Annotated in this window: 21 protein-coding genes, 1 tRNA gene and 1 pseudogene; 10 read left to right on the forward strand and 13 right to left on the reverse strand. The window is 56.5% G+C overall.

Translation table 11 applies throughout. From position 1 onward, the window contains the following. Nucleotide 1: 1 nt before the first annotated feature. The 3 genes from KP705_RS11000 to KP705_RS11010 form a co-directional block, all read right to left on the reverse strand. On the reverse strand, nucleotides 2–1672 hold the full coding sequence (locus KP705_RS11000) for an MlaD family protein (protein WP_215764446.1): 1671 nt from the start codon (nucleotides 1670–1672) through the stop codon (nucleotides 2–4). Continuing rightward, nucleotides 1669–3144 carry a paraquat-inducible protein A gene (locus KP705_RS11005; protein WP_046900222.1) on the reverse strand — a complete coding sequence of 492 codons (1476 nt, stop codon included), beginning with the start codon at nucleotides 3142–3144 and terminating at the stop codon, nucleotides 1669–1671. Before KP705_RS11005 ends, KP705_RS11000 begins: the two co-directional genes overlap by 4 nt. Before the next feature lie 224 nt (nucleotides 3145–3368). Continuing rightward, nucleotides 3369–3444 (reverse strand) — tRNA-Thr (locus tag KP705_RS11010). A 174-nt stretch (nucleotides 3445–3618) separates the two neighbouring features. Between KP705_RS11010 and KP705_RS11015 the strand changes: the two are divergent. Beyond that, nucleotides 3619–3786 (forward strand): annotated as a pseudogene (locus KP705_RS11015) (plasmid stabilization protein); the annotation flags it as partial. A gap of 49 nt (nucleotides 3787–3835) precedes the next feature. On the opposite strand, the gene KP705_RS11020 reads toward KP705_RS11015, so the two are convergent. Together KP705_RS11020 and KP705_RS11025 are read right to left on the reverse strand one after the other, a co-directional pair. Then, complete coding sequence (locus tag KP705_RS11020; protein ID WP_046900224.1) at nucleotides 3836–5062, reverse strand: alanine--glyoxylate aminotransferase family protein; 1227 nt, start codon at nucleotides 5060–5062, stop codon at nucleotides 3836–3838. Beyond that, nucleotides 5059–6294, reverse strand: a complete 1236-nt coding sequence (locus tag KP705_RS11025) for an allantoate amidohydrolase (RefSeq protein ID WP_046900225.1) — start codon at nucleotides 6292–6294, stop codon at nucleotides 5059–5061. Before KP705_RS11025 ends, KP705_RS11020 begins: the two co-directional genes overlap by 4 nt. A 101-nt stretch (nucleotides 6295–6395) precedes the next feature. Here KP705_RS11025 and KP705_RS11030 point away from each other — a divergent pair, with 101 nt between their 5' ends. Next, a complete protein-coding gene (locus KP705_RS11030) occupies nucleotides 6396–7277 on the forward strand; it encodes a LysR family transcriptional regulator (protein ID WP_215764447.1) in 882 nt (293 codons plus the stop codon). A 39-nt stretch (nucleotides 7278–7316) separates the two neighbouring features. Further along, nucleotides 7317–8882 (forward strand): gamma-glutamyltransferase family protein, encoded by a 1566-nt coding sequence (locus tag KP705_RS11035; protein ID WP_305798444.1) that lies wholly within the window; start codon nucleotides 7317–7319, stop codon nucleotides 8880–8882. Nucleotides 8883–8928: 46 nt separating this feature from the next. On the opposite strand, the gene KP705_RS11040 is transcribed toward KP705_RS11035, so the two are convergent. The 4 genes from KP705_RS11040 to KP705_RS11055 are packed head-to-tail and all read right to left on the reverse strand — an operon-like array spanning nucleotide 8929 to nucleotide 11635. Then, nucleotides 8929–10263 (reverse strand): AtzE family amidohydrolase, encoded by a 1335-nt coding sequence (locus KP705_RS11040; RefSeq protein ID WP_046900227.1) that lies wholly within the window; start codon nucleotides 10261–10263, stop codon nucleotides 8929–8931. After that, complete coding sequence (locus KP705_RS11045) at nucleotides 10260–10439, reverse strand: DUF4089 domain-containing protein (protein WP_046900228.1); 180 nt, start codon at nucleotides 10437–10439, stop codon at nucleotides 10260–10262. The genes KP705_RS11040 and KP705_RS11045 overlap by 4 nt, the downstream gene beginning before the upstream one ends. Nucleotides 10440–10470: 31 nt before the next feature. Further along, nucleotides 10471–10851 carry an oxalurate catabolism protein HpxZ gene (hpxZ, locus tag KP705_RS11050; protein WP_064274221.1) on the reverse strand — a complete coding sequence of 127 codons (381 nt, stop codon included), beginning with the start codon at nucleotides 10849–10851 and terminating at the stop codon, nucleotides 10471–10473. 1 nt (nucleotide 10852) lies between these two features. Continuing rightward, nucleotides 10853–11635, reverse strand: a complete 783-nt coding sequence (locus KP705_RS11055) for a DeoR/GlpR family DNA-binding transcription regulator (RefSeq protein WP_046900919.1) — start codon at nucleotides 11633–11635, stop codon at nucleotides 10853–10855. A 115-nt stretch (nucleotides 11636–11750) separates the two neighbouring features. Here KP705_RS11055 and KP705_RS11060 point away from each other — a divergent pair, with 115 nt between their 5' ends. From KP705_RS11060 to nagA, 5 genes are read left to right on the forward strand one after another with little or no spacing between them, the layout of a single operon-like run. Next, on the forward strand, nucleotides 11751–12773 hold the full coding sequence (locus KP705_RS11060) for an N-acetylglucosamine kinase (RefSeq protein ID WP_046900230.1): 1023 nt from the start codon (nucleotides 11751–11753) through the stop codon (nucleotides 12771–12773). An 11-nt stretch (nucleotides 12774–12784) separates the two neighbouring features. Beyond that, nucleotides 12785–13738 carry an SIS domain-containing protein gene (locus KP705_RS11065; protein ID WP_046900231.1) on the forward strand — a complete coding sequence of 318 codons (954 nt, stop codon included), beginning with the start codon at nucleotides 12785–12787 and terminating at the stop codon, nucleotides 13736–13738. Nucleotides 13739–13741: 3 nt separating this feature from the next. After that, entirely contained in the window at nucleotides 13742–15028 is a 1287-nt protein-coding gene (locus tag KP705_RS11070) for a D-tagatose-bisphosphate aldolase, class II, non-catalytic subunit (protein ID WP_215764449.1), read from the forward strand. After that, complete coding sequence (gene gluP / locus KP705_RS11075; protein ID WP_211514318.1) at nucleotides 15025–16305, forward strand: glucose/galactose MFS transporter; 1281 nt, start codon at nucleotides 15025–15027, stop codon at nucleotides 16303–16305. Before KP705_RS11070 ends, gluP begins: the two co-directional genes overlap by 4 nt. Then, nucleotides 16302–17411: an N-acetylglucosamine-6-phosphate deacetylase gene (nagA, locus tag KP705_RS11080; RefSeq protein WP_215764450.1), complete on the forward strand. Its 1110-nt coding sequence runs from the start codon at nucleotides 16302–16304 to the stop codon at nucleotides 17409–17411. Before gluP ends, nagA begins: the two co-directional genes overlap by 4 nt. A 26-nt stretch (nucleotides 17412–17437) precedes the next feature. Here nagA and KP705_RS11085 read toward each other — a convergent pair whose 3' ends face one another. Continuing rightward, complete coding sequence (locus KP705_RS11085) at nucleotides 17438–19183, reverse strand: alpha-glucosidase (RefSeq protein ID WP_215764451.1); 1746 nt, start codon at nucleotides 19181–19183, stop codon at nucleotides 17438–17440. Between the two features lie 207 nt (nucleotides 19184–19390). Between KP705_RS11085 and KP705_RS11090 the strand changes: the two genes are divergently transcribed. Next, nucleotides 19391–20035, forward strand: a complete 645-nt coding sequence (locus KP705_RS11090; protein ID WP_203548205.1) for a D-sedoheptulose 7-phosphate isomerase — start codon at nucleotides 19391–19393, stop codon at nucleotides 20033–20035. A gap of 56 nt (nucleotides 20036–20091) precedes the next feature. Here the strand turns inward: KP705_RS11090 and KP705_RS11095 are convergent, their stop codons facing one another. The 3 genes from KP705_RS11095 to KP705_RS11105 form a co-directional block, all read right to left on the reverse strand. Beyond that, nucleotides 20092–20997 carry an NAD(P)-dependent oxidoreductase gene (locus tag KP705_RS11095; protein WP_215764452.1) on the reverse strand — a complete coding sequence of 302 codons (906 nt, stop codon included), beginning with the start codon at nucleotides 20995–20997 and terminating at the stop codon, nucleotides 20092–20094. Nucleotides 20998–21202: 205 nt separating this feature from the next. After that, the gene (locus KP705_RS11100; RefSeq protein WP_167386170.1) at nucleotides 21203–21370 is read right to left on the reverse strand and encodes a hypothetical protein; all 168 of its coding nucleotides are present in this window, start codon (nucleotides 21368–21370) and stop codon (nucleotides 21203–21205) included. 78 nt (nucleotides 21371–21448) lie between these two features. Then, complete coding sequence (locus tag KP705_RS11105) at nucleotides 21449–22951, reverse strand: carbohydrate porin (RefSeq protein WP_235271731.1); 1503 nt, start codon at nucleotides 22949–22951, stop codon at nucleotides 21449–21451. Between the two features lie 302 nt (nucleotides 22952–23253). On the opposite strand from KP705_RS11105, the gene flgH reads away from it, so the two are divergent. Continuing rightward, nucleotides 23254–24000 carry a flagellar basal body L-ring protein FlgH gene (gene flgH / locus KP705_RS11110; protein ID WP_046900238.1) on the forward strand — a complete coding sequence of 249 codons (747 nt, stop codon included), beginning with the start codon at nucleotides 23254–23256 and terminating at the stop codon, nucleotides 23998–24000. Nucleotides 24001–24022: the final 22 nt, after the last annotated feature.

Genomic DNA, 24022 nt, shown 5'->3' on the forward strand with positions numbered 1-24022 from the left:
ATCAGTTCCTACGACCGGTAATAAGTGCTGATGGGTGATGTCCCAGATAGTCCGTCAGGAAGCGGAGCGAACGCGCCATCTGCGTCATCTGTGTAATCATGCCCTGAAGGCTACGCTGAAAATCCGTATCTCCGCCGTAGGACCCAAGAAGAGTCTGAGCGTTGGCCAAGGTTCCCTGCAGGGCCGTCATAAGCTCTGGAAGATGCTGATTGGCATTCTTGCTCAACGCATCCAGGTTTTGGAGTGAATTACGCAACGCAACCAGAGACTGCGTCACTTCGCGGCTGTTCAAACGGCCATCTGCATGTGCGATCAGATCATTGACGTGCTCACCAATCTGCGTGAGCGGCATCGCTGCAATCTTGTCCGTGATGGTGGAAACAGATTCCATAATCCCGTCCATGCCACCTGGCTGACTGGGGAGCACAGCGACGTCACCCTCATACGTCATGGTCACAGGTGGTGCATTCTTCACGAACTGTAGCCCGATCAGCGATTCACCCGTCAGGAAGCTGGCGCTTTGGACGGAAGCACGCAGGCCATTGGCCACGAACGCGGCAAGATACTCCTTGGCACGCGCAAGCTGGCTTTCGCTCCATTCCGGCATCATGCGCTCGGGCTCGATCTGCATTTCCACCCGCACCTTCGGGTGCGCCTGCGGAGAAGGCATCTGCAACTTTACAGAGGTCACTGTTCCAACCTGCAGGCCGAACAGACTGACCTGACTTCCAGCCGCAAGCCCCTTCACGGATGTATCGATATACGTCACGACACGGAGGCGCTGATGGTAGCGGGCGCTTTCTGCATCAGCCTGGCTCGTATAGAGCTTGAAAACCGAGTTTGCAGGGGCAACAGGCGCGTTCACGGCATTCCGATTATCCGGTAGCCCAAACGCCACACCACCGGAAAATAGTGCTTGCAGCGACTGCATCTGAACCTTCAGACCGCCGGCACCCAGACCAACCTGAATTCCCGAGACATTCCAGAAGCGACTGTCCGTACGCAGGTAATGATCATATGGCGCCTTGATGAAGACCTGCACAACAATCGGGCCTTCACCTCCCGGGGGCATCGTATAGCCCAGCACATCCCCAACAGGGACATCCCGGAAGAAAACGGGAGCGCCCTCACCCAATGAACCGAGAGCCGGTGACACGAGCCAGAATGTTGTTCCAGGCTGGTCAGAGCGGACGCCCGGAGCTGCTTCAAGACCGCGGAATTCAGTCTGGTAATGCTCCCCAGAGGTTCCAGGATCAATCGCGATATAAGCCCCGGAAATCAACGTATCGAGTCCGGTGATACTGGCGCCATTAATACGTGGCCGCACAACCCAGAAGCGCGTGCTGTCTGTCAGAATATGGGCGCTATTCGCATTCATCTGAACCTTGACGCTCACATGACGCATGTCACGGCTCAGAGTAATGTCCTGCACTGTACCCAGCGTCACGGCCTTGTTCTTGACCTGCGTCTGGCCAGGAGTGAGGCCATCTGCAGTATCAAAGGTAATCGTGATCTCGGGCCCACGCGTGGCAAAATGCTTCCAGGCCAGCCAACCAGAAATCAGAATAGCCAGAACTGGAATCAGCAGAATCAGGGAGAAGCGGGTCCGGCGTACCGGAGCTTCCTCCGGAAAGGCCGGCTGCTGCCCGCGATTATTTCGGGAATCGCTCACGCGCTTTCAGGCTCCATAGAGGTATCAGAAGAAGGGGTGGGGCCATCGGTTGGCCTGCCATCAGAAAGGCTCCGCCTCGTTGCGTCGCTGGCCACAGAACTGTTCAGGCCTGCCGCATCCCACATTGCCCGAGGATCAAACAGCTCCACGGCAAAAATGGTCAGGATCACGACCAAAGCAAAGCAAATCATGCCGGGGTCGGCAGTCACATTGGCCAGAAACGCAAAATGGACCACCGCACAAAGAATAGAGATCATGAAGACGTCGATCATCGACCAACGCCCTATAATGTCCACCATGCGATAGAGTTTCCCGAGCAGCGGTAGCTGCCACCGGGACCTCAGCTTCGTGCTGATGATCATGAAACTCAAGGCCAGAATTTTCAGAACCGGAACGGTAATGCTGGCAAAAAGAACCAGTAGGGCCAAAGGCACCATACCAGCCTGCCACAACTCAATCACGCCGCTGATAATGGTACTCGGCGCGCCTGACCCCACCTTGGTGTAGGTCATGACAGGCAGCATATTGGCCGGAATGTAGAAAATAACGCCTGCGATCAGAAGACAGCTGGCCGATGCTAGGCTTTGTCTTTTACGTCGGCGCAAAATCTGATCGCACCGCGGGCAATCGCCCATATCTGCCTCCTGCAAGACAGGATGATCAAAAGCGACCACCAGTCCGCAGGCGTGACAGGACAGCATGTGCTCAACAGGAGGAAGCGCGTCTTCGTGAGCATCCAGATGAGCAACATCCAGAATGCGCCCGCGATGCCCGTCCACCCTTTTTCGCAAGTCTCGATTGTTCCAGATCAGATCGTCATCAAACGTGGAATCCATTGCGGCCATCGTCAGCATCAGGCCACCCAGCAGGTACACTCCGGGTTGCAGATCGACGAGGGCAAGATCAACGAGCTTGGTATAGGCAACCAGAACGCCCAGAACATAGACTTCCACCATGGACCAGCCGCGAAGGCGATCGTACCAGGTCAGAAGTCTCGGGGTCCAGTCAGGCATGTGGGGGCGGGACGCGCCATACAGCACAGCCCCCATCAAGGCGATGACAATACCTGGCATGACCAGAGTTGTCAGTCCGACCAGGAAAGACATGGTGTTGTAGCCCTGATGCGATAGCTCAATAGGGCCAGACATCAAAGCGACGGTGTTCTCACGTCCATAGACGTTCAGCGTCATGAGGGGACTGATCAGGAGAGCAATGTAGAGCGCAGCGGAGGCCACACAGAAAGCAGCAGGCGCACCGATGACGGAGGTCTTCCGACGGCGTGCAATTTGCGCGCCACAGCGTTCGCACTCTGCCAGAAACCCAGGCTTGAGTTCGGGAACCCTCTGGAACAGCCCACAGACGGAGCATTCGTGCAAACCTTCCACAACGTGCAACGATGCACGCGGACGCTGCGGGGTCCGGGACAGGTTGACGGCATTTTGCCAGAGGCGTTTGTGAAAACGGTCAGTCATGACGCTCCTAACCTAACGCATGGAGCCGCCATAAGACAGTGCAGCCAGCACAACGTGGCCCACGCATCAGGATCTGATGCCGAATGGTAGACCCATTTTACAGCATTTGCCCAGAGCCAGAAAATTTTCTGGCAATAATCTGACAAAAACCAGACATCAAAGTCCGTCTGCATACTGGAACTGTATGCTTGGTAGCCTGATCTATTTTGAGGAAAATACCTCGATGGTGCCGGAGAAGAGATTCGAACTCCCGACCCCATCATTACGAATGACGTGCTCTACCAGCTGAGCTACACCGGCGCATCCATCGAGGTGGGCGCTTTCTAACTAACGGCTTTGAGCTTGGCAAGCCCTTAATGAAAGAAAACTGTCTTACATTCTATGAAAATACCACATCCGGCCATCTTACTGGCAAAACCTGGCGGTTCTTAAAGCGTAATGCCGCTTCAGACCTTGTTTTCAGGAGGACAGACCATGCCACGTGGAGACAAATCAGCCTACACAGACAAGCAGAAACGCCAAGCTGAGCACATCGAAGAAAGCTATGAAAAGCACGGCGTCCCTAAGAAAGAAGCTGAGAGCCGTGCCTGGGCAACCGTCAACAAGGAAAGTGGCGGTGGCAGGAAAAGTGGGTCAGGCCGGAAAAATCATCCGAAAAGTTAAATCCGGCCTGATCTGACTGCGAAAGACTTCAGGCAGCATCCCAGGCAGCACGCGCCGCATCTACTCCGGCCCCACGGGGTAGCTTGACGCCCTCACCTGCGAGAACGGCTTCAAACGCCAACAGGGTCAGCAGAACCTTGTGCTTCTGCGCATTCACACCCATCGCGCCAATACGCCAGATCTTGCCTGTCAGTGGACCGAAAGATGAGACAATCTCGATTTCAAAGTCCTTGCGCATCAGCTCGCGAACCCGGGCATTATCAACCCCTTCAGGAACCCATACACCAGTCACATTGGTCATCCGCGTAGCGTCGTCGCCATAGACGCGCAGCCCCATCGCCCGCAGACCCGCCACCATGGCCCGTCCGGCGCGCGTGTGACGTGCGACCCGGGCATCCACACCTTCCTCAACCACAATCCGAGCAGCCTCGCGGGACGCATAAAGCATGGACGTCGCTTCAGTGTGATGATTCATCCGTGCCGGAGACCAGTAATTCATGAGCATCGCCAAATCGAAGTAATTCGACTGAATCACCGGCCCCTCACCCTGCGGCTGGCCTGTCGCAATACCGGCTTCGTCATGGCGCCGACGCAGAATGGCCTCTACAGCACGATCCGATAGCGTGATCGGTGCAGATCCCGGCGGTCCACCAAGGCATTTCTGAAGCCCGGCAGTTGCGACATCAATGTTCCAGGCGTCCGTCTTGAACTCCATTCCGCCCAGCGTAGCAGTCGCATCGACGTAGAGAAGGACGTTGTGACGGCGGCAAATAGCACCAATTTCCGCAAGCGGCTGGGCAGTTGTGGTGGACGTATCGCCATGCACGGTCGCCACAAGGCCAGGCTTGTGTTCAATGATGGCAGCTTCAATGGCAGCAGGATCAACAACCTGCCCCCACTCCACATCCACAGTGCAGGGAATACCGCCGCACCGATGAACAATTTCCGTTAGCAGAAGGCCAAAGCGCCCGATCCGCGGAATAAGCACTTTCATGCCCGGAGAAACCAGCGAAACCAGAGCAGCCTCAATGGCCGAACGGGCAGAACCGTTGATCAGCAGCGTCCAGTGATTTTTTGTCTGAAAGACTTCCCGGTACAGCGCCATGGTTTCATCCATGTACGCCGTCATTTCGGGGTCCATCTGGCCAATGACGTCCGTTGCCATGGCCCGCAAAATGCGTGGATGCACATTGGCAGGCCCTGCGCCCATCAGCAGGCGCGACGGCGGATCAATTTGAGCAAAAGATGATGTCATGACTGAAATTCCTTGACGCAAGCAAGCAGGGTGCGATGGGCGAGTTCAACGTCTTCCACAAGCACTGTTTCATCTGGATGATGGCTCAGACCACCCGGGCTGCGAATAAACAGCATACCCATCGGGCAGAAGCCCGCCATGGCCATGCTGTCATGCCCGGCACCGCTGAGAAGCCGAGGGGCAGAGCGCCCTGTTACCGCTTCAACAGCCGAAGCAAATCGTTCAATGATCCCCGGAGAGCACGCTGCCGCTGCCAGTTGCTGTGGAGCAGTAAAGGAGACGTCCAGTCCGCGCCGGTTCGCAATGTCGCGAATATCAGACCGGATGCCTTCAGCCAGTGCGTCACGGACCTCATTGGAGCCTGCGCGCATATCCAATGAGAACCAGACATCGCCGGGAATGACATTTGACGTGTTAGGCGTCACTTCCATCTGCCCGACCGTTGCCACGAGATTTCCGGCCCCGTTCAACCCACGCTTTTCTACTGCCAGCATCATCTCCGCAGCCCCGGCTAGCGCATCGCGGCGCAGAGTCATCGGCGTAGTACCAGCATGATCGGCCTGCCCCTTGACCATGACGCGCTGACGGGTCTGGGCAGCGATCGCAGTCACGACGCCCAAGGGCTCATCCGCAGCTTCCAGACAAGGGCCCTGTTCGATATGCGGTTCGATAAAGGCCAGAATATCCTCTGGCCGGCGCGTTGCATTCTTTAGCTGCGACGGGTCGAGGCCATATGACAGCATCGCTTCGGCAACCGTCATGCCTTGAGAATCCGTTACGCCCTGAGGAACGGCACTGATCTCCCCCGTCATTGTTCGGGAGCAGATCATGGGAACAGGAAACCGGGATCCTTCCTCGTCACCAAACCCAATAACCTCGATTGGGAATGGAAGGCGCGTGTCCTGATCCTTCAAGGCTGCAACCAGCTCGATTCCCAGCATCACCCCGAGGTTGCCGTCAAAGGCTCCCCCATTCCGCACGGTATCAAGATGTGAGCCAATCATGAGAACCGGCGCCTTTGGATCTGTCCCTTCATAGCGACCAACCAGATTGCCCACGGCATCGGTCCGCACATCCATGCCCGCTTCTTCCATCCAGATCTGGACCTGAGCGAGGGTATGTCGATAGGATGTTCCGAGCCAGAAACGGAAAAGGCTACCAGCCGTCTCGCTGAATGGAGGTTCAACGAGAATGCGGCACCGTTGAACGGCACGGGCTCCGTGGGCTGTCATTTTGTCTCCGCCAGAAGGACGTACAATCTTGAATAAAGTTTGCGCTCATAACGGGACCAGATCAAGTTGACCTCGTGATAAAACTCACCTCACATATTCGCATGAAAGATCAAACCCACCTTGATCCCATGCATCTGCAGTCGTTTCTGGCGGTTGCGGAAACTCTGCATTTCACGTCTGCAGCGCAGATGCTGGGTGTCAGTCAGTCCACGATCAGTCAGCATGTTAGCCGGCTGGAAGAGCAACTGAGCACCCGGCTGCTGGCACGCAGCACCAAAGCTGTACGCCTGACACAAAACGGCACGGCCCTCGTCTCATTAGGGCAGCGCCTTCTGCAGGTTGAAGATAGCCTATTCGCCTACTTCCGGGACGGGACACCACGTGGAACCATCCGGCTGGGTGTGACGGAAGACCTCCTGTTAACGCGTTTCCCAGAAATTCTGGGCGTTTTTCGCGCGGCACATCCCTCTCTTCAGATCACAATGACTATCGGGCTCAGTGCATCCCTGACGCGCCTTCTGGACAATGACGAAATTGATCTGCTTTGCGGGATGCGTCGCTCTTCCGAGACGCACGGCCAGAAGCTCTGGACCGAAGAATTGCGGTGGTTCGGCCCGGCGCAAACACCTTTCTCAGACGGTCAGTCCATTCCACTGGTGACGTTCCCGGAAGGTAGCGTCACCCGGCGCCTTGCAATCGAAGCCCTGAACCGTGCCGAACTCCCGTGGCACATCGCCTTCACCAGCGGCAATCTGAGCGCAATTCTGGCCGCCGTCCGTGCAGGATACGGCATTACGGCGCAGCCAGGGTTTCTGCGAGAGTCTGATGGGCTTTCCCTTTGCGAAATGCCCTCCCTGCCGCGCATCCCGAATGTCGATTTCATTGCGGCCACACGTCACCAGACGGCTCAGGGGCCAGAAGAGCTGCTGATCCAGACTTTGTGTGACCATATCTCCCGCCTCCAATCTTCCCCTCCTGCCTGACGGGTATTTTCCATGCAGACGCCCAATTCTCTCCGCGGGATGGTGACATCCCCTCATCATCTCGCAAGTCAGGCTGGACTGGACGTCCTGAAAGATGGCGGGACAGCTATTGAAGCCATTGTAGCAACAGCCGCTGCACTGGCCGCGGTCTACCCCCACATGACAGGCCTCGGGGGAGATTCGTTCTGGCTGATTTCCTACCCCAACGGGCAGACCATTGCGATTGATGCCTGCGGACGGCTGGCCAGAAATGCCACGCTGGATCTGTATGCTCAGGCTGGCCACAGCGTCATCCCTTGGCGCGGCGGTCTGGCGGCCAATACCGTCGCCGGAACGGTCTCTGGATGGGAAGCAGCCCTGAAAGAAAGTGCCAAGCAACAACCTTCCCTCCCGCTAGATCGCCTCCTGCGCGATGCCATCCATTATGCCAGCACCGGACGCGTCGTTTCGGAGAGCGAAGCCGCACTTCTAAAGGAAAAGCAGGCAGAACTTTGTGGAAACGAGGCTTTTCGGTCTTTCTGCATCCCTGACGATATTCCCTGGCAGGAAGGAGAAATTCAGACCTCCCCTATTCTGGCGGCTACACTGCGAAGCCTCGCTCATCACGGTCTGCGAAGTTTTTATGAGGGCGATCTGGCAAAAGGCATGGCGGCCGATCTTGAGGCCGCTGGCAGCCCCCTGCGTCTGGAAGACTTCCTGTCTCATCGCGCTGAAGTCAAAGCGCCGCTGGATGTTCAGACGTCGATGGGGACGCTCTATAATATGGCACCCCCGACACAGGGGGCAGCCTCTCTGCTGATCCTCGCGCTGGAAGATCGTCTTCCACAATGCGACGCGCCAGAAAGTTATGAGCACCTTCACGGACTGATCGAGGCCACGAAGCAGGCTTTTCGTTACCGAAATCGCGAAATCGATGGCCGCTCAACTGCGGAAGACGATATTCGCGCCCTTCTGCAAGACCCGTCAGCGCTCGACGAAATGGCCGCCCGCATTTCCATGACAGAAGCATTCCCCTGGACGGAAGAGACCCAGTGGGGCGACACAACGTGGATGGGTGCCATTGATAGCAATGGTGTAGCCGTCAGCATGATCCAGAGCCTTTATTTCGAGTTTGGTTCCGGTGTGATGCTGCCGCAAAGCGGTCTGTTCTGGCAGAACCGTGGATCTTCATTCCGCCTGAAACCCTCTGGCTGGAACTGCCTGCTTCCCGGCTCAAAGCCTTTCCACACCCTGAACCCCGCCGCTGCGCGCCTCAATGATGGACGCGTCATGGTTTACGGAACCATGGGGGGTGAAGGCCAACCCCAGACACAGGCTGCCGTTTTCAGCCGCTACGCCCGACACGGTGTTCCACTGCAGGAGGCGATCTGCCGCCCTCGCTGGCTTTTGGGTCGCACATGGGGGCAGGAAAGCACGTCGCTCAAACTGGAGCCTGGATTTGATCCGACCGTAGTTCAGGCCCTTCAGGATGCAGGACATGTGATTGAGCAGCTTTCTGGCATGTCATCCATTATGGGACATGCCGGAGCCATCGTAAGACACGCGAATGGTCGCCTCGAAGGGGCTACCGACCCACGCAGCGATGGGTCCGTGGCGGCCTGGTAATTTCAAGAGAAGGAGGCGCTCCTGTAAAAGCGCCTCCTTTTCATGTTCAGACCAATCGAGCTTCGGCAGTTCCATCCCGCTCAAGGGATTCCCCTAGAGCCAGCAGCAGATCTTCCCTTCCCGGGCGCGCAATAAGCTGGGCTCCCAACGGCAGTCCTGCCGTTTTCATCGGGACCGTCAAAACCGGGAAGCCTGCCAACGTCAGCGGTTGCGTATAAAGCCCCAGATTGGCACGCGCAGAGACCATTTTACCCCCTACTTCGATCAATGGCTGATCAAAGCGCGGTGCCTCACCCACCACAGCAGGCGCCAGCAGGATATCTGCATCAGCAAAAGCCTCATGCATCCGTGCGCGGAACCAGTTTCTCAGACGGTGCGCCTGGAAAATCAGGGAAGCCGGCAAAAGGGCGCCAGCAAGCAGACGGTCACGCACTGACGGATCATAATCTTTCGCCTGTGTGCGCAGACGATGCAGATGCAACGCTGCTCCTTCCGAGGCACTGATCACGAAAGCAGACGCTCTCGCCCGCGCAACTTCAGGCAGTTCAACTGTGTTTTTGGCACCAAGGCGGCCCGCCAGCGCATCTACTGCCTCCTGCATGGAAGCAGACATGTTCTCCGCAAACCATCCACCCAGCCGTGCCACTTTCAAGCCACCAACATCAACAGGTGCGTTTTCCGTCCGTACCAATGCCTCAAAGCACGCTCTCAGGCCGCCAGCACTGTCCGCGAAAGGCCCAACTGTGTCGAGGCTGGCAACAAACGGGTAGCTACCCTCAATCGGAAAACGCCCCTGCGTTCCCCGGAGCCCCCAAACACCACACAAAGAGGCTGGAACACGGATGGACCCGTTGGTATCGGACCCCAGACCAAGCGAAAACAGGCGCGCCGCCACCCCAGCCGCCGATCCACCAGACGAACCACCCGCCAGATGATCCGGCGCATGAGGGTTGCGTGTGACGCCATGGTGGGCATTGTCCGTGGCAAAGCCGTAAGCAAACTCGTCCATGTTTGTCAGTGCTACAGGGATGGCTCCCGCTTCGATCAGACGTGCCACGAGTGCGGCATCCCTTGTCGCAGGCGGATCATTTGCCAGCACCTTCGAACCTGCTGTCGTAACCTGACCGGCCACATCAAACAGATCCTTGATCCCGAATGGGACACCCGCCAATGCGCCAGGATCACAGCCTTCCGCAACAGCAGAATCAACTGCTGCTGCAGCGGCAAATGCCCGATCCGTGAGGGGACGCGTGACGCAATTCAATGCTCCATCCCGCTCGGCGATGTCTGCAAAAACAGCTTTGGTTACGGCTGTTGCAGATAACTCGCCGCTTCGAACACGCGCAGCAATGTCCAGCGTGCGAAATTCAAGCCCGCTCATGGTTCGTACTCGAACGCAGGTTCAAGCCTGTCTGACAGTTCCATTCCCTCGATCAGGGTCGCATAGGAACGCAGAAGGTCGAGGTTCATCCGAACTCCCTTATGAAATTCAGCGGGTATCACAAGGCCATTCGCCGTTGCGAGAACCTCGATTTCTTTATCTTCCGAAAGATTCATGCTGCTGCCGTCGCCTCTTCAGAGTCAGTCTTCAGGATATGTCGGCCATCAGGGAAACATGCGCAGCCAGAATCTTCCAGCCATTCTGTGTACGAAACCATGTCTGACTCTGACGGCCAATTTTAGAACCACCCCGGCGTTGAAACTCCAGATCAACCACGGCAGCATCCTGACCAATCACCGTGATGACGCGTTTCAGCACATCCCGTGGCGGAGAACCTCCTGGACGCTGCTTCCGGAACTCCCTGATTTCTTCGATGCCATAGAGATTTTCACCAACCCCGTACCGGACTGTCTCCGGCCCCGCATAAAAGAGGTCATCCAGGGTCTGAAGATCATTCTCACCCAACGCTTTTTCATAAAGATCAGCCAGGCCTGAAACCTCAGCCAGAATTTTGGGCTCGTTCAGCATCCTATATCTTTCCTTCTGCATGCCCCGCGAGCACGACGTCATGCCCCTCGTCTCGCAGAGACTGAACCTGTCGGGCATCAAGATCGGTGTCTGTAAATATACAGGAAACCTGATCCAGGAGCCCGACACTGTAAGTGGAGTGGCGCGCAAATTTTGTACTATCCACAAGAAGAAAGCACGTCTCCGTCCGCTTCATCATAAGCGCGTTGAGCCTGGCTTCTTCCTCATCAGGCGTCGAAATCGTCGCATCTGCCTGCACAGCACTGGCACCGAGAAATACCTGATCGAACCAGAGTTTCTCGAGTGCCTGCTCTGCCAAAAGTCCGACCAGACTGCGATTAGTATACCTTACTCTGCCACCAAGAAGAATCGTCTCGACACCTTCGACACCGCTTAGCATTTCCGAAACCATGATGTTGTTGGAAAAGACTGTCAGCGGCATGGGAGAAATACGAAGGCGCCGCGCGAGCTGCAGAACAGTTGTCCCGGCATCAAAGAAAACCTTTGACCCTCGCTCGATACGACAAAAAGCCAGATCCGCAATGGCTCGCTTGTGTTCGAGTGCGTGATTTTCCCGTGCCTCAAACGCAACCTCTCGATCGATGGAAACAGTCAGGGAAGCACAGCCGCGTGTCCGGATGACAATGCCCTGCTCTTCAAGCAACTGAAGATCCCGCCGGATCGTCGCAAGAGAGGCATCCACCTGTCTGGCCAGCTCGTGGACACCGCTCATTCCGTTCAGGTAAAGGTAATGCCGGATCTGAGCCAGCCGGTCAGAAGCCAAAAGACGCTCTCCCCACTGAGCCATGACACGGTGCGCCGAAGCATACCCATATTTTTCAAAAAGCACTCATAAAATGATCGAAATCGGAACGTTTCGCTCAGAAAGATGACTTGACATGACTGGCCTCTGGCTAGTCAGATCGAGACAGGAATCCTACTACCCGCAAGAAAGCCTGGCCGTGACTGAACCCTGTATCGCAGCGATTGATGGCGGGGGCAGCAAGACTCTCCTTGTTGTCCTTCGTCAGGATGGAACAGTCGCCGCCAGCCGGCAGACAGGCGGAACGAACCCCTTTGACCAACCCCTCTGGCGCGAGAGGCTGACAGGCCTTCTGCAGGCGCTCCCTGTCGAGACCCAGTCTGTCGGACTTGGGCTGGCCGGATACGGCGAAAGTGAAACGCTTTGCGCCCGGCAAAAAAACGCTGTCTCCGAAAATCTCAGAGACATTCCATATTCCCTCACAAATGATGTGGACATGGCCTGTTCAGCCGCATTTGGGGGGCAGCCCGGCATTCTTCTTCTGTCTGGCACAGGCTCTATGGCGTGGGCGTCCGATGCTGCGGGCAAGCATTGCCGGGTCGGCGGATGGGGTAGCCTGTTTGGCGATGAAGGCAGCGCCTACCAGATCGGCCGAAACGCCCTGGCACTTCTGACGCACATTCTCGATGGTCGAAACACGCAGGATGCCAGCTTCCTGGCGCCCTTCACTGCGGCCATGGGCCTGCCATCCAGCCCGGAACTCTGCACGCCGGCTCTTCTGGAATGGTATGGCACCCTTGAGCATCCTCGCTCTGCCGTTGCAGCTCTCGCCCGCCATGTGTCTGCCCTTGCTGAAGACGGTTGTGTCCCGGCCATGGCTCTTCTGGATCAGGCCGCATCAGATCTGGCCACGCATATCCTTGCGGCGCGTAGAAAAATGCCAGGATTAGACCTGCCTTGGAGCTATGCGGGCGGTACGCTGCAAAGCGCGTACCTGCGAAATGCCATCGCAAGACAATGCGGAGCACCTCGCCCGCCCCTTCTCCCTCCCATTGGTGGAGGCCTCATTTCTGCTGCCCGCCAAGCCGGATGGGCAGCAGATACACACTGGATTCAATCCCTCTCCCGTACCCTCGACACCGTAGGCTCAGAGGCCTGAAAGGTTTTCTTATGAACGCTACTGAGCGCGGTATTCGCGAACAGTTTCCCCTCTGGAACAAGGTAGACATGCAGGATGTGCATCCGGACCCGGAGACTTTCACGGTCGTCGTGGGATGTGGAACATCCGTTCATATTGCGGATTCAATCGCGGCAAGCCTGAACGCCAACGGTGTGTTTTCGCGTGCTGTTGCAGGCAATGAGTGGACACGCCGCCCGCAGGATTATGTGCCGTCCTCAATCCGCCCAAACATTCTTGCTCTTTCACGCAGCGGAGAGTCGACTGAGACGGTTGCCGCTGCCATCGAAAGCCGAAAGAACGGTCTACACGTTACGGCTTTCACCTGCGCGGAAGAGACCAGTCTCGAGAAGAACGCAGACGAAACCGTCTTGGCCGAAACCCATGCGGAAGAAGGCATCGTCATGACAGCGTCGGCTAGTCTGATGCTGCTAATGGGCCTGCGTTATGCAGGTATTTCTGTCACGCCGGATACAACAAAGGCTGCCGAGGAACTCCTTGACGCCGCAGATCCGCAGCTCAAGGCTCTGATCGAAGGCCGTTCCCATTTCGTGTTCCTGGGCGCTGGTGCGCTTTATGGTGTTGCCCGCGAAGGCTCCCTGAAGCTTCAGGAAATGAGCCTGAGCCAGACGGAAGCGCATCATCCTCTGGAATACCGTCACGGTCCGATCAGCCTGATTGATGACAGCTCTCTCGTCGTCTTCCTGTACCACCCGGACACGCTGGGAGAAGAGAGCATTCTTGCCAAGGATCTGATGGGCAAGGGCGCACGCGTTCTAGGCATTGGTGGCCCCGGCACCGTCTCTCTTTCCGTTAAGGAAGACGCAGATGTTCGCCCGTTGGTCGTTCTGCCAGTGCTTCAGCTCTTCGGCGAATATGTCGCGCGCTCGAAGGGATTGGATACTCTGGCCCCTCGTCATCTGACCAAAGTTGTGACGATCGCCTGATTCATGAGCCTTTCTCCGTTCCTGAACCTCGTTCGCCAGACGCACGATCCAGACGTTCCGAAAGCCCAACGTCAAGGACTGACCTCTGTCTGTTCCGCACACCCATTGGTGCTGGAGGCAGCGCTTCAACGCGCTGCCCGGACCAAGAGACATGTTCTGATCGAGGCGACCTGCAATCAGGTCAATCAGGATGGGGGTTATACTGGCATGACCCCGGCAGATTTCCGGAATCTTGTGCTTGGAATTGCCGCGAAGGTCGGCTGCCCGACGCATCTTGTTCTGCTGGGCGGCGACCATCTTGGCCCCAATCCATGGAAATCCCTGCCCCCGCAGGAGGCCATGGACAAGGCCCTGACCATGATCGAAGCCTTTGCAAAAGCGGGCTTCGTAAAGCTGCACCTCGATGCCAGCATGGGCTGCACGGGCGAACCGGTTGCGCTTTCCGATGAAACCGTTGCCGAACGCGCCTGCGCCCTTGCACAGCGCGCCGAAAGCGCGGCTCCCGGTCAGGCCGTCTATATCATTGGAACGGAAGTCCCTGTTCCAGGTGGTGCGGCTGAGGCTCTGGACCATCTGGAGCCAACCTCTCCGGACGCTGCCACTGCAACACTTCAGGTTCACGAAACGCTGTTCCGCCGGGTTCTGGGCGACGACGTCTGGAGCCGTGTGATCGGGCTTGTCGTTCAGCCGGGCGTGGAATTCGGTGTGGAAGATGTCGTGATTTACGACCGGCCGCGCGCGCAGTCCCTCTCGGCCACGCTAAACCAGATGCCGGGCCAGATCTTCGAAGCCCATTCGACCGATTATCAGCCCCCCCCCGCCCTGCGCGCACTTGTGGAAGACGGCTTTCTGCTTCTAAAAGTCGGACCGGGCCTCACTTTTGCCCTGCGTGAAGCCCTGTATGGGCTGGACAGCATCCGCTCCGTCCTTCTGCCGCAGCAGGAAAGCCTGCGGGCGGTTATGGAACGGATCATGACGCAGCAGCCCGCGCAGTGGCGTGGCCATTACGAAGGCACAGAGAGCAAGCTCGCCATTCTCCGTCACTATGCTTACAGCGACCGCATCCGCTATTACTGGCCTCAACCTGATGCGGAAGCCGCCGTTGAAACGCTTCTGCGCCAGCTTGAGGAAACAGGGCTGCCAGATCCTCTTCTGAGCCAATTCCTGCCTGTGCAGTACGAGAAAATCCGCGACGGGCTGCTTCCACGGCATCCGCGCGCCATAATTCTTTCCGCAATCGACACAGTTCTTGGCCTGTACGATCAGGCCTGTGGAGCCGAAGTGACATGAACCGTTCCCCGGACAGCCTGACTGGCTCATACGGCCTTGGTCCGCTTGGTGTTGCCGCCGCCATCTTCTTCATGATGGGTTTTGTGACCTGGCTGAACGGGCCGCTGATCTCGTTTGTCCGGGTTGCGTTCTCACTGGGAGACGTCAGCGCCTTTCTGGTGCCTCTGGTCTTCTACCTGTCGTATTTCCTGTTCTCCATTCCCGCATCGTTTGTCGCCCGTTCGCTGGGTTTACGCCGCGGTCTGTCCGGAGCTCTGGTTTTGTGTGCGGCGGGCGTGGCTCTCTTCGGGCAATTTGTCTCCATGCGCATTTATGGCGGCGCACTGGCTGGGCTTCTGGTGCTGGGTTCAGGGCTTGCACTGATGCAGGTCGTTATCAACCCATTGGTCAGCCTGCTTGGTCCTTCGGAGCGCGCCGCCCAGCGTATTGCCATCATGGGTGTCTGCAATAAATTCGCCGGCATTCTGGCGCCTATCGTCCTGGCCACAGTCGTCATGGGCGATATCGGAAATGTCGCAGAGAAAGCGCAGCTTGCTGCAACATCAGAAGCACGAGACACCATTCTAAACAGTTTCGTCCATGCCATTTATGCGCCGTATATGAGCATGGCTGTTGTTCTGCTGGTGGCTGCGGTGGGCGTGATTTTCTTCCCCCTACCAGAACTTCAGGCTCCGCCCCTTCCAAGCGTGAGCGGAAGCAGTGAAAAGATCTTCCGGCCGCATCTCGTCTTCGGCATTGCGGCCATGTTCATCTATGTCGGCATCGAAGTCATGGCGGGCGATGCCATCGGCACATATGGGCAGGGCTTTGGCCTTCCACTGAGCGAGACCAAGTTCTTCACCTCCCTGACTCTTGCTGGAATGCTGGCTGGTTATGTCGCCGGGTTCGTCGTTGTTCCACGCATCATCACGCAGGAGCGCTTTCTTGAGTTCTCCTGCATTGGCGGCTGCATCCTGACCATTGCGGCCTTCCTGACGCATGGTTACGCCTCGGTGCTTTGCGTCGCTTTGCTGGGCGCCACAAACGCCATGATCATGCCGACGATCTTCCCGATTGCCATTCGAGGCGCTGGCCCTTGGACTCCACTGGCCTCGGCCTTGATTGTCATGGCGTATAGCGGCGGTGCGATCATTCCGCAGATCTATGTCCTGCTAAAGCCTTATGTCGGGTTTCAGGCCATGTTCGCCCTCCTCGTTCTGCCATCCTATCTCGCAGTTCTTTTCTACGCTCGCCGCTACGGACAGACGGGCCTTCTCCCACTGGACCAGAAACAATGACGTCTCATCTCGATGGAAATCTCGTACTCCGGGACCGGATCGTCCCCGGTCGCGTGACCTTCGGCACCCATATCCACGATCTTGAGCCGCTGAAAAACGCTGGCAACCGCTACATTCTTCCAGGCTTCATTGATGGACATGTTCACGGTGGCGGTGGGGCCGACACTATGGACGGTGTGGAAGCCATTGAAACACTGTCCCGGTTCCACATGTCTCACGGCACTACGACCATTCTCCCGACAACCATTACGGCACCCTGGAATGACGTAATGAATGCCCTGAGCGCCGTCGCGGAAGTCTGTGAACGCGGGGTGGACAACGGTCCGCGCATTCATGGAGCCCATTTGGAAGGGCCGTTTGTGAGTCCCCACAAGCTGGGTGCGCAGCCTCCCTTTGCCATTCCGCCCTCCCCTGACCGGGTTCAGGAAGCTGTCGAGACCGGGTGTGTCCGCGTGGTCACGCTGGCTCCCGAACTGGACCATGCAGACAGTGCCATGCGCAGTTTTGCAGCGGCTGGCGTAAGGGTCAGTCTTGGCCATACCACCACAGATCATGAAGGCGCCGAACGCGCCATCTGCCTTGTCTGTGGAGCTGGCGGAACCGTTGGTGCGACCCATCTTTTCAATGCCATGTCTGCAATCGAGGGGCGCAAGCCCGGCCCTGTGACGGCACTCATGTGCAGCGACACCGCGTATGCGGAAATGATCTTCGATACCTACCACGTGCACCCCGCCAGCTTTCGTCTGGCCTCACGCATCATGGGAGACCGCCTCCTGTTCGTGACAGATGCCATGCGGGGAACAGGTGAACCGGAAGGCCCCAGCAGTCTGGGCGGCCAAGACGTCCTGATCCAGGACGGCGTTGTCCGCCTTCCCGGCGGATCTCTGGCAGGAAGTGTCCTGACCCTTGACCAGGCTGTGCGCAACGCCGTGCAGGCCGGGAAATCACTTCCGGAGGCTGCACGGCTCGTCAGCACCAATGCAGCGACTTATCTTGGCCTTCATGATCGGGGCACAATTACTCCCGATCTCTTGGCCGATTTCACCGTTCTGGATGACACGCTGCAAATCGCGGAGGTCTGGGTTGGTGGGCAAAGAACTTTTTGAGGCTGATTAATTGAGCAGACGTCTCTTCAGATGTCCGCTGGTGGTGCCAACCGATAGACGCCTGCCTGCCAGGGCTTCAGCTCAGGCAGCACGTCCGCTGCCTGAGCAGATGCGCTGTCGATCAGAACCTCAGATATTTTCAGACCATGCGGCAGAATATAGTGTTCCTTTTCCCCACACATATTGATCAGAACAAGAAACTGCTCGTCCTCTAGCGTACGCGTAAACGCAATGACCGAAGGATGGTCTGGATCAACATCTTCAAATGTACCGTAAATCAGCGCCTGATGCGTAGCGCGAAGCTCAATCAACCGGCGGTAATAGTTCAGAATGGACCCGGGGTCAGCTTCCTGCTGGGCCACATTGATGTCCGTATGATTTGGATTGATCCGAAACCACGGCACACCAGTCGTAAACCCGGCACGCGACGTTCCATCCCATTGCATGGGGGTTCGTGCATTATCCCGACTGATCTTTGACAGGCTGGACAACACCTCCTTTGCGGACATTTTTCCAATGCCGACAGTATTGTCCCAGATGCCCCTGGCATTGATGTCCTCAAAATCCTCGATCCCATCAAACCGGATATTCGTCATGCCAATTTCCTGCCCCTGATAGATATAGGGCGTCCCACGTCGCATCAGGAGCATTGTTGCCAGAGCCTTGGCTGATGGGCCGTGCCCTTTGGGCGAAGGATCTCCAAACCATGAGACAGATCGTGGGTTATCATGGTTTTCCAGAAAGGATGTCAGCCAGCCTTCTGGGCCAGACGACGTATCTTCCCCTCTTAAAACCGCTTTGAGATCCTTGATCGTCCAATCCTGAACCTGCCAGTCATGTCGACCAAGGCGGACAATTTCGAAATGAAAGACCATCGTCATTTCCCTTCGGCTTTCCTCTACAAAAGCCGGGGTCTCATCGAATGGCACACCAAAAGCTTCCCCAACTGTCAGAAGGTCCCGGCCTGCGAAAACCTCCCGATGCATCTCCTGTAGATAATCATGCACTTTGGGGCCGGTGACATAGACATGCTCAAGGCTCTCCATCTCAGCCAGCGTGAGGTCTCTGAGATCAGGTAACTTGGACAGAAAGCAGATCGCGTCCAGCCGGAAGCCTGCGACGCCCCGGTCCAGCCAGAAACGCATCATTTCGTACATTTCTTTCCGGACTGCCGGATTTTCCCAGTTCAAATCAGGCTGTTCGCGAGCGAAATAGTGCAGATAATACTGCCCTGTTGTTTCATCTTTCTGCCATGCGCTTCCACCAAAGATGGACAGATAATTATTGGGCGGTCCGTCATCCCGGCCATCCCTCCAGATATAGAAATCGCGATAGGGGTTTTCCCGGCTGGCGCGGCTTTGGCGAAACCAGACATGTTGATCACTCGTGTGGTTAGCCACGATATCCACAATGAGTTTCATCCCACGGGCATTTAAGCCTTCCACCAGCCGGTCAAAGTCTTCCATGGTCCCCTGAAAGGGATCGACTTTACGGTAATCCCGGATGTCATACCCGTTATCAACATTCGGGCTGTCATAGTGCGGGGCCAGCCAGATCACCTGTACTCCGAGCGATTGCAGATAATCCAACCGGCTGATGAGGCCCGGAAGATCACCAATTCCGTCTCCGTCGCTGTCACAGAATGAACGTGTGTAAACCTGATAGACCACGGCTTCCTTCCACCAGCGCCTCCTGTCAGGCGTATTGGCTTCACTTGCGCGAAGGGTAGTCAGGAAAGGTGCACTCGAATTGCTGGAGGATGGCTGTGACATCGGGTCTATCTCCTCACGGATACAGGCCTGCAACGAGCCACACGCAAAAAGCGTTTCAATCTTTAGCGCACAAGTTAGCGAGACTGCTTTATTGGTCAGCGGCTTGACAGATGCGCCCTGAGCCAGTCTGTCTCTGTGTCATACCGGTGAGCCTCAAGAAGCATTACCGCCGCTTTTTATATCGTATTCCAGGAGCTGTTGACCCTGATGTCATCGATCCAGACATCCACCCTGCTGAATGACCTTCCTGCTTCCGAGCGGAATTATATGCAGGACTATCTTAACCAGTCGGCAGAAACGATGGTGGCGTTCTCAAAGGACGACGCCTGTTCCGAAATGATGGCAGGAATTGCTCTGACCATCATGTCAGCTCTGCAGGATGACCGAAAGCTTCTGGTGGCAGGCAATGGTGGAAGCGCCGCCGATGCCCAACACATTGCCGGTGAATTCACTGCACGCCTGATGTATGATCGCCGGCCACTTGCCGCTATTGCACTGACAACCGATACATCCAGCTTAACGGCCATTGGCAACGACTATGGCTTCGATCACGTCTTTTCCCGGCAGGTTCTCGCTCTGGGGCGCAAGGGGGATGTTTTCCTCGGCATTACAACGTCCGGACGTTCGCCGAATATCATAGAGGCGCTCAAGGCTGCGCGCGCACAGGGTGTTATAACCGTCGTCTTTACTGGCCAGACATCCGTGGACATTCCCGAAGCGGACTTCGTGCTCCGCGTCCCTTCCGCATGGACGCCCCTGATCCAGCAGATGCACATCACCGCCGCACATATTGTTTGCGCCTTGGTTGAACGGGCACTGTGCCCACAGTCCGCCGATGAGGGACAGCACTGACCACAAGCCAGTAGGTAGATTTCAGTTTCTGCCTGCTGACTCAAAATTTTGAGCGATCAGGACCGTACGCGCCAACGCCAGTCGTTCAGAACTTCCTCAAGGGTGTTTTTCCAGGAAATCTGAGCTGTCCATCCCAGAATGCGTTGGGCTTCAGAAGGGTCCCCCACCATGTTCTGCAGACCTGACGGTGTCGGATGAGTAGAATCCAAACGGACTTCTGCGTGCACCCCTGCCATCTCCAGCAGATCATTCAACATGGACTGTACGGTTCGGGTCTCACCGCTACAGATGTTCAAAATCGTACCATCCGCGGGAGCATCCTCTAACGTCAGGGCATCGATATAGGCGTCACACGCATCCCGGACGTTTGTAATGTCATATCCGACATCCGGATGGTTGATCGTCATGCTAGTCTGCTGATGCGCCTCAACCCGAGCGACCTGAGAGGCCAGAAAGGGTAGAATGGCATTCACATCCTGGCCGCTTCCAGCTTGCGTAAACGGCCGCATCCTTACAGCATGCAGGCCTTCTTTCGCCATCATTCCTACAGCCATGTCCGCGGCCGCCTTACTGGCAGCATAGGAATTCAACGGCGCTACAGTTGCCGCTTCGGTCAAAGGAACGCCCTCTGCGAAAGAGGCGCCATAGATTTCCGCTGAGGAGACATGCACAAATCTGATGTGACGGGCGTGTTTTTGAAACGTCTCCGCCAGATTCATTGTGCCATCAAGATTGACCTGCCAGGCGCGCCGCGTGTCCTGACTGGCTTCCAGAACCGATGACACAGCCGCAAGATGAATGCAGGCGTCAGGGCGTGTATCCTGCACAACACGCTCTACGGCCTCACGATCAAGAAGATCCAGCTGCCCTTCGATCAGAACATGATCGGGCATCCGGTCTTTAAGGCGTGTTTTGAGATGGGTGCCGACAAACCCAAGACCGCCCGTCAGAAGAATTCGCATCGCCTGCACTCACACTGGCCGCCCTGAGGGACCACGGGAATTAGACAACGTGAGAAGCGAATTTTCCGAAACGGGCGGCATTGATCATTCTCCCATGCTGACGGATCTGAGGACCGAACAAAGGTACGGCCGTTCCGCCATCCCTTCGTTCTCGACCACATTCAGTCACGGGGCAAGAGAGCAACTCTTGTGCAGGGGTACCGGATCAGTTCCCGAGGGAACGATCAACAGAGCGGCCAGCGCGTTCGATCGGGCCCTTCGGCGGATCAACGGTGTCACGCACCTTTTCACCGAACGTCCGGTGGTGTTCGCAGGCCGTCAACGTCACGCAGGACACGGAAAGGGCCAGAAGAAGCAGTATCGATTTACGCACGTGGAGTAATCCTCCGAAAAGACGGTGAAGCCATCAGAAACGATCAGCGCCGTTTCCGGTTCCCTGCACGTAACGAATTCAGAAGATTTCGATATGACTCTTGAAGCCCATCATAACGGCATCCCGTAAGTTCACCTGCCCGTTCGGGTTATGGTAATATTGGAGATCAGGCTCAAACGTCATCGCACGGCCGATTGCGAACGTGTAGTTCAACTCTGCAACTTCCTGATGCGTCTGCAAGCCCGTCGCCCGATAAGGCAGAGACTTGCCGGCAGCCAGAAGAATCCGTTCAGTTCTCTGCACACCTGACGCGATATGAACATACGAGACCGCCAGTCCAATCGAGTCTGACGGTCGGGCAGCCCAGAAGCCTTTCCAGGTTGCTCCCAGATAGATCTGCCGATCCCTGAGTGCAGTCCGCGGCTCGTTCAGTACAACGCCCCCCATAAGCGTGACACCGCCCTGTGGGTTAATTCTGGAGCCTTTGATCCGCTGGTCTACCATCAGCCAGGTGGACCATGAACCGCTATGGCGGGCAGCAGAATATCCGCTATCTGCATACGGGTTTCCCAACGTATCCAGAAAGTTCTCAGACCGCCCCATCGTCTCCACGGCTATGCCAAGTTTGTAATGGCCCGGATACGCCAGCTCTCCGGAAGGGCGACGGAAGATGGGCTGCCATCCGATTTCTACGGGAAAAATTTCACCAACAATATTCGAGCCATTCAGCTTGAACCCTGTTCTATGTTGCGCGACCGAATAAATGCCTTCTTCCGCAAAATAGACACCCGTCTCGACATAAACATCCCGCCGCCAGGGACGCCCTCTCACACGCAACGCCCAGACAGACGCCGGATAAGAGCTGTAATAGGCGCTGTCAGAAGCACCTTTGGGGCGACCACAGAAGCTATTGTTCACGAAGGAACAAAACACAGTACCGGCGGCGAAATCCGAAAGCTGGGACATACGCCCCGCTGCGATTGCCAGTCGGTTCTGGAACAGGTGCTGCTCCCCATATGCCATCACAAGATGCACGACGACGTTTCCGCCACCACCGTAGGTCTCCTGACTGTGAGCCAGCCAGTCTCCAAACATGCGGTTAGCCGTTGTGCCGTAGCGTCCTATGAAAATCACATGAGTCGCAAAGCCCTGAAGCTTCGCCAGACGGTTCCAATCCGTCACAATATTCAGAGCATACTGTCCGGCATTAGACGCGCCCTGCTTGTAACCATACCCTTTGGTCGGAGCCGTCACGGCGCCCATCATCTCGTTCATATTGTCGAACTGGGCAATCGTTCCATGGCGCCTCAACCAACCATGAGCATCATTCACAAAAGGAAAAAGCGAAGGCGGAGCAGACAGATTTCCAGCAAGGTCTTCATAAGCCGACGCTTTGGGCAAAAGCTCCGCAGCCCCTGCTGACAACGGTGCAGCCTCTGTTTCCCCACTGGCCTGATCTGACGCAGTACGTCCTTCGGTCGAAGACGATTCAGACGCCGGTTCGGCAGCCATGGCTCCACCGACCGAGGACAGCACACATACGGCAGCAGCAACACGCATCATACGCCGCACAACGGCCATGCGGCTTTCTCCCGTATCGCTTTCTACGTGATCGCTTATCGAACTATCACCGCTCAAAAATGAATTTTCCTTGATGTCGCCTCAACCCATCCTGTTTATGCACACGACGACATCAGCTTCCATCCTGCAAATGCTGTCCCTTGCACGACATGCCCCCTAGACGTGGGATAATATGGATATTGTAACTTTCACAAACTGGAGAAAAGTGCGCTAAAGGGCTTGTCCGGGGGCAGAGTTAACCCGTTTTTTACGAAATATATGTTTGGGTCGTTTTGTTCATAACAAACGGAATTGCCCCACACATGCTGCTTCCATCTCGTCATGCTGTGCGTTGCCTGGGGCTATTGGGGCTGATTCCCGCCCTCTCCGCCTGTAACTCGCTGGCCCAGCTCTCCGAGGTTGGTCGCCCACCCCGCATGACGTCAATCACCGACCCCACATTGGCAGCCAGCTATCGTCCGGTCACAATGCCAATGCCGCCCCTGCGTCCCCCTCCGCAAGAAGCTTCCAGCCTGTGGCGAAGTGGCAGCCGTGCATTCTTCAAGGACCAGCGCGCTTCTCAGGTCGGAGATCTGGTCACGATCATTGTGGACATCACCGACAACGCTGCTTTCAATAACGGCACGACGGCCAATCGGGCAGCAGATGAAAAATTCGGAATCCCCAATCTGTTTGGAATTAAAGGACGGGTGATCAGCGCGGTCACAGGCGCTGACAGTCTGAACACAGCCAGCAGTAGCGATAGCAGCGCGACAGGAAAGATCATCCGGAATGAAACCGTGACCCTTCGCTTGGCAGGAACCATCACACAGGTTCTTCCAAACGGAAATTTTGTCGTGATGGGGAAACAGGAAGTTCGGGTTAACAGCGAGCTACGCGAACTCGGGGTCAGTGGCATTGTCAGACCACAGGACATTACGGCCGACAATACTGTTACTCACGACAGAATGGCAGAAGCCCGCATTTCGTACGGTGGCAGAGGAACCATTACCCAGATCCAGACGCCGCGCTACGGGCAGCAGGTCATGGACTCGGTCCTGCCTTTTTAAACAAAAAACGCCGGGAATAACC

This window comes from Gluconobacter sp. P1D12_c (assembly GCF_018812105.1).
GTDB lineage: Bacteria > Pseudomonadota > Alphaproteobacteria > Acetobacterales > Acetobacteraceae > Gluconobacter > Gluconobacter oxydans_A.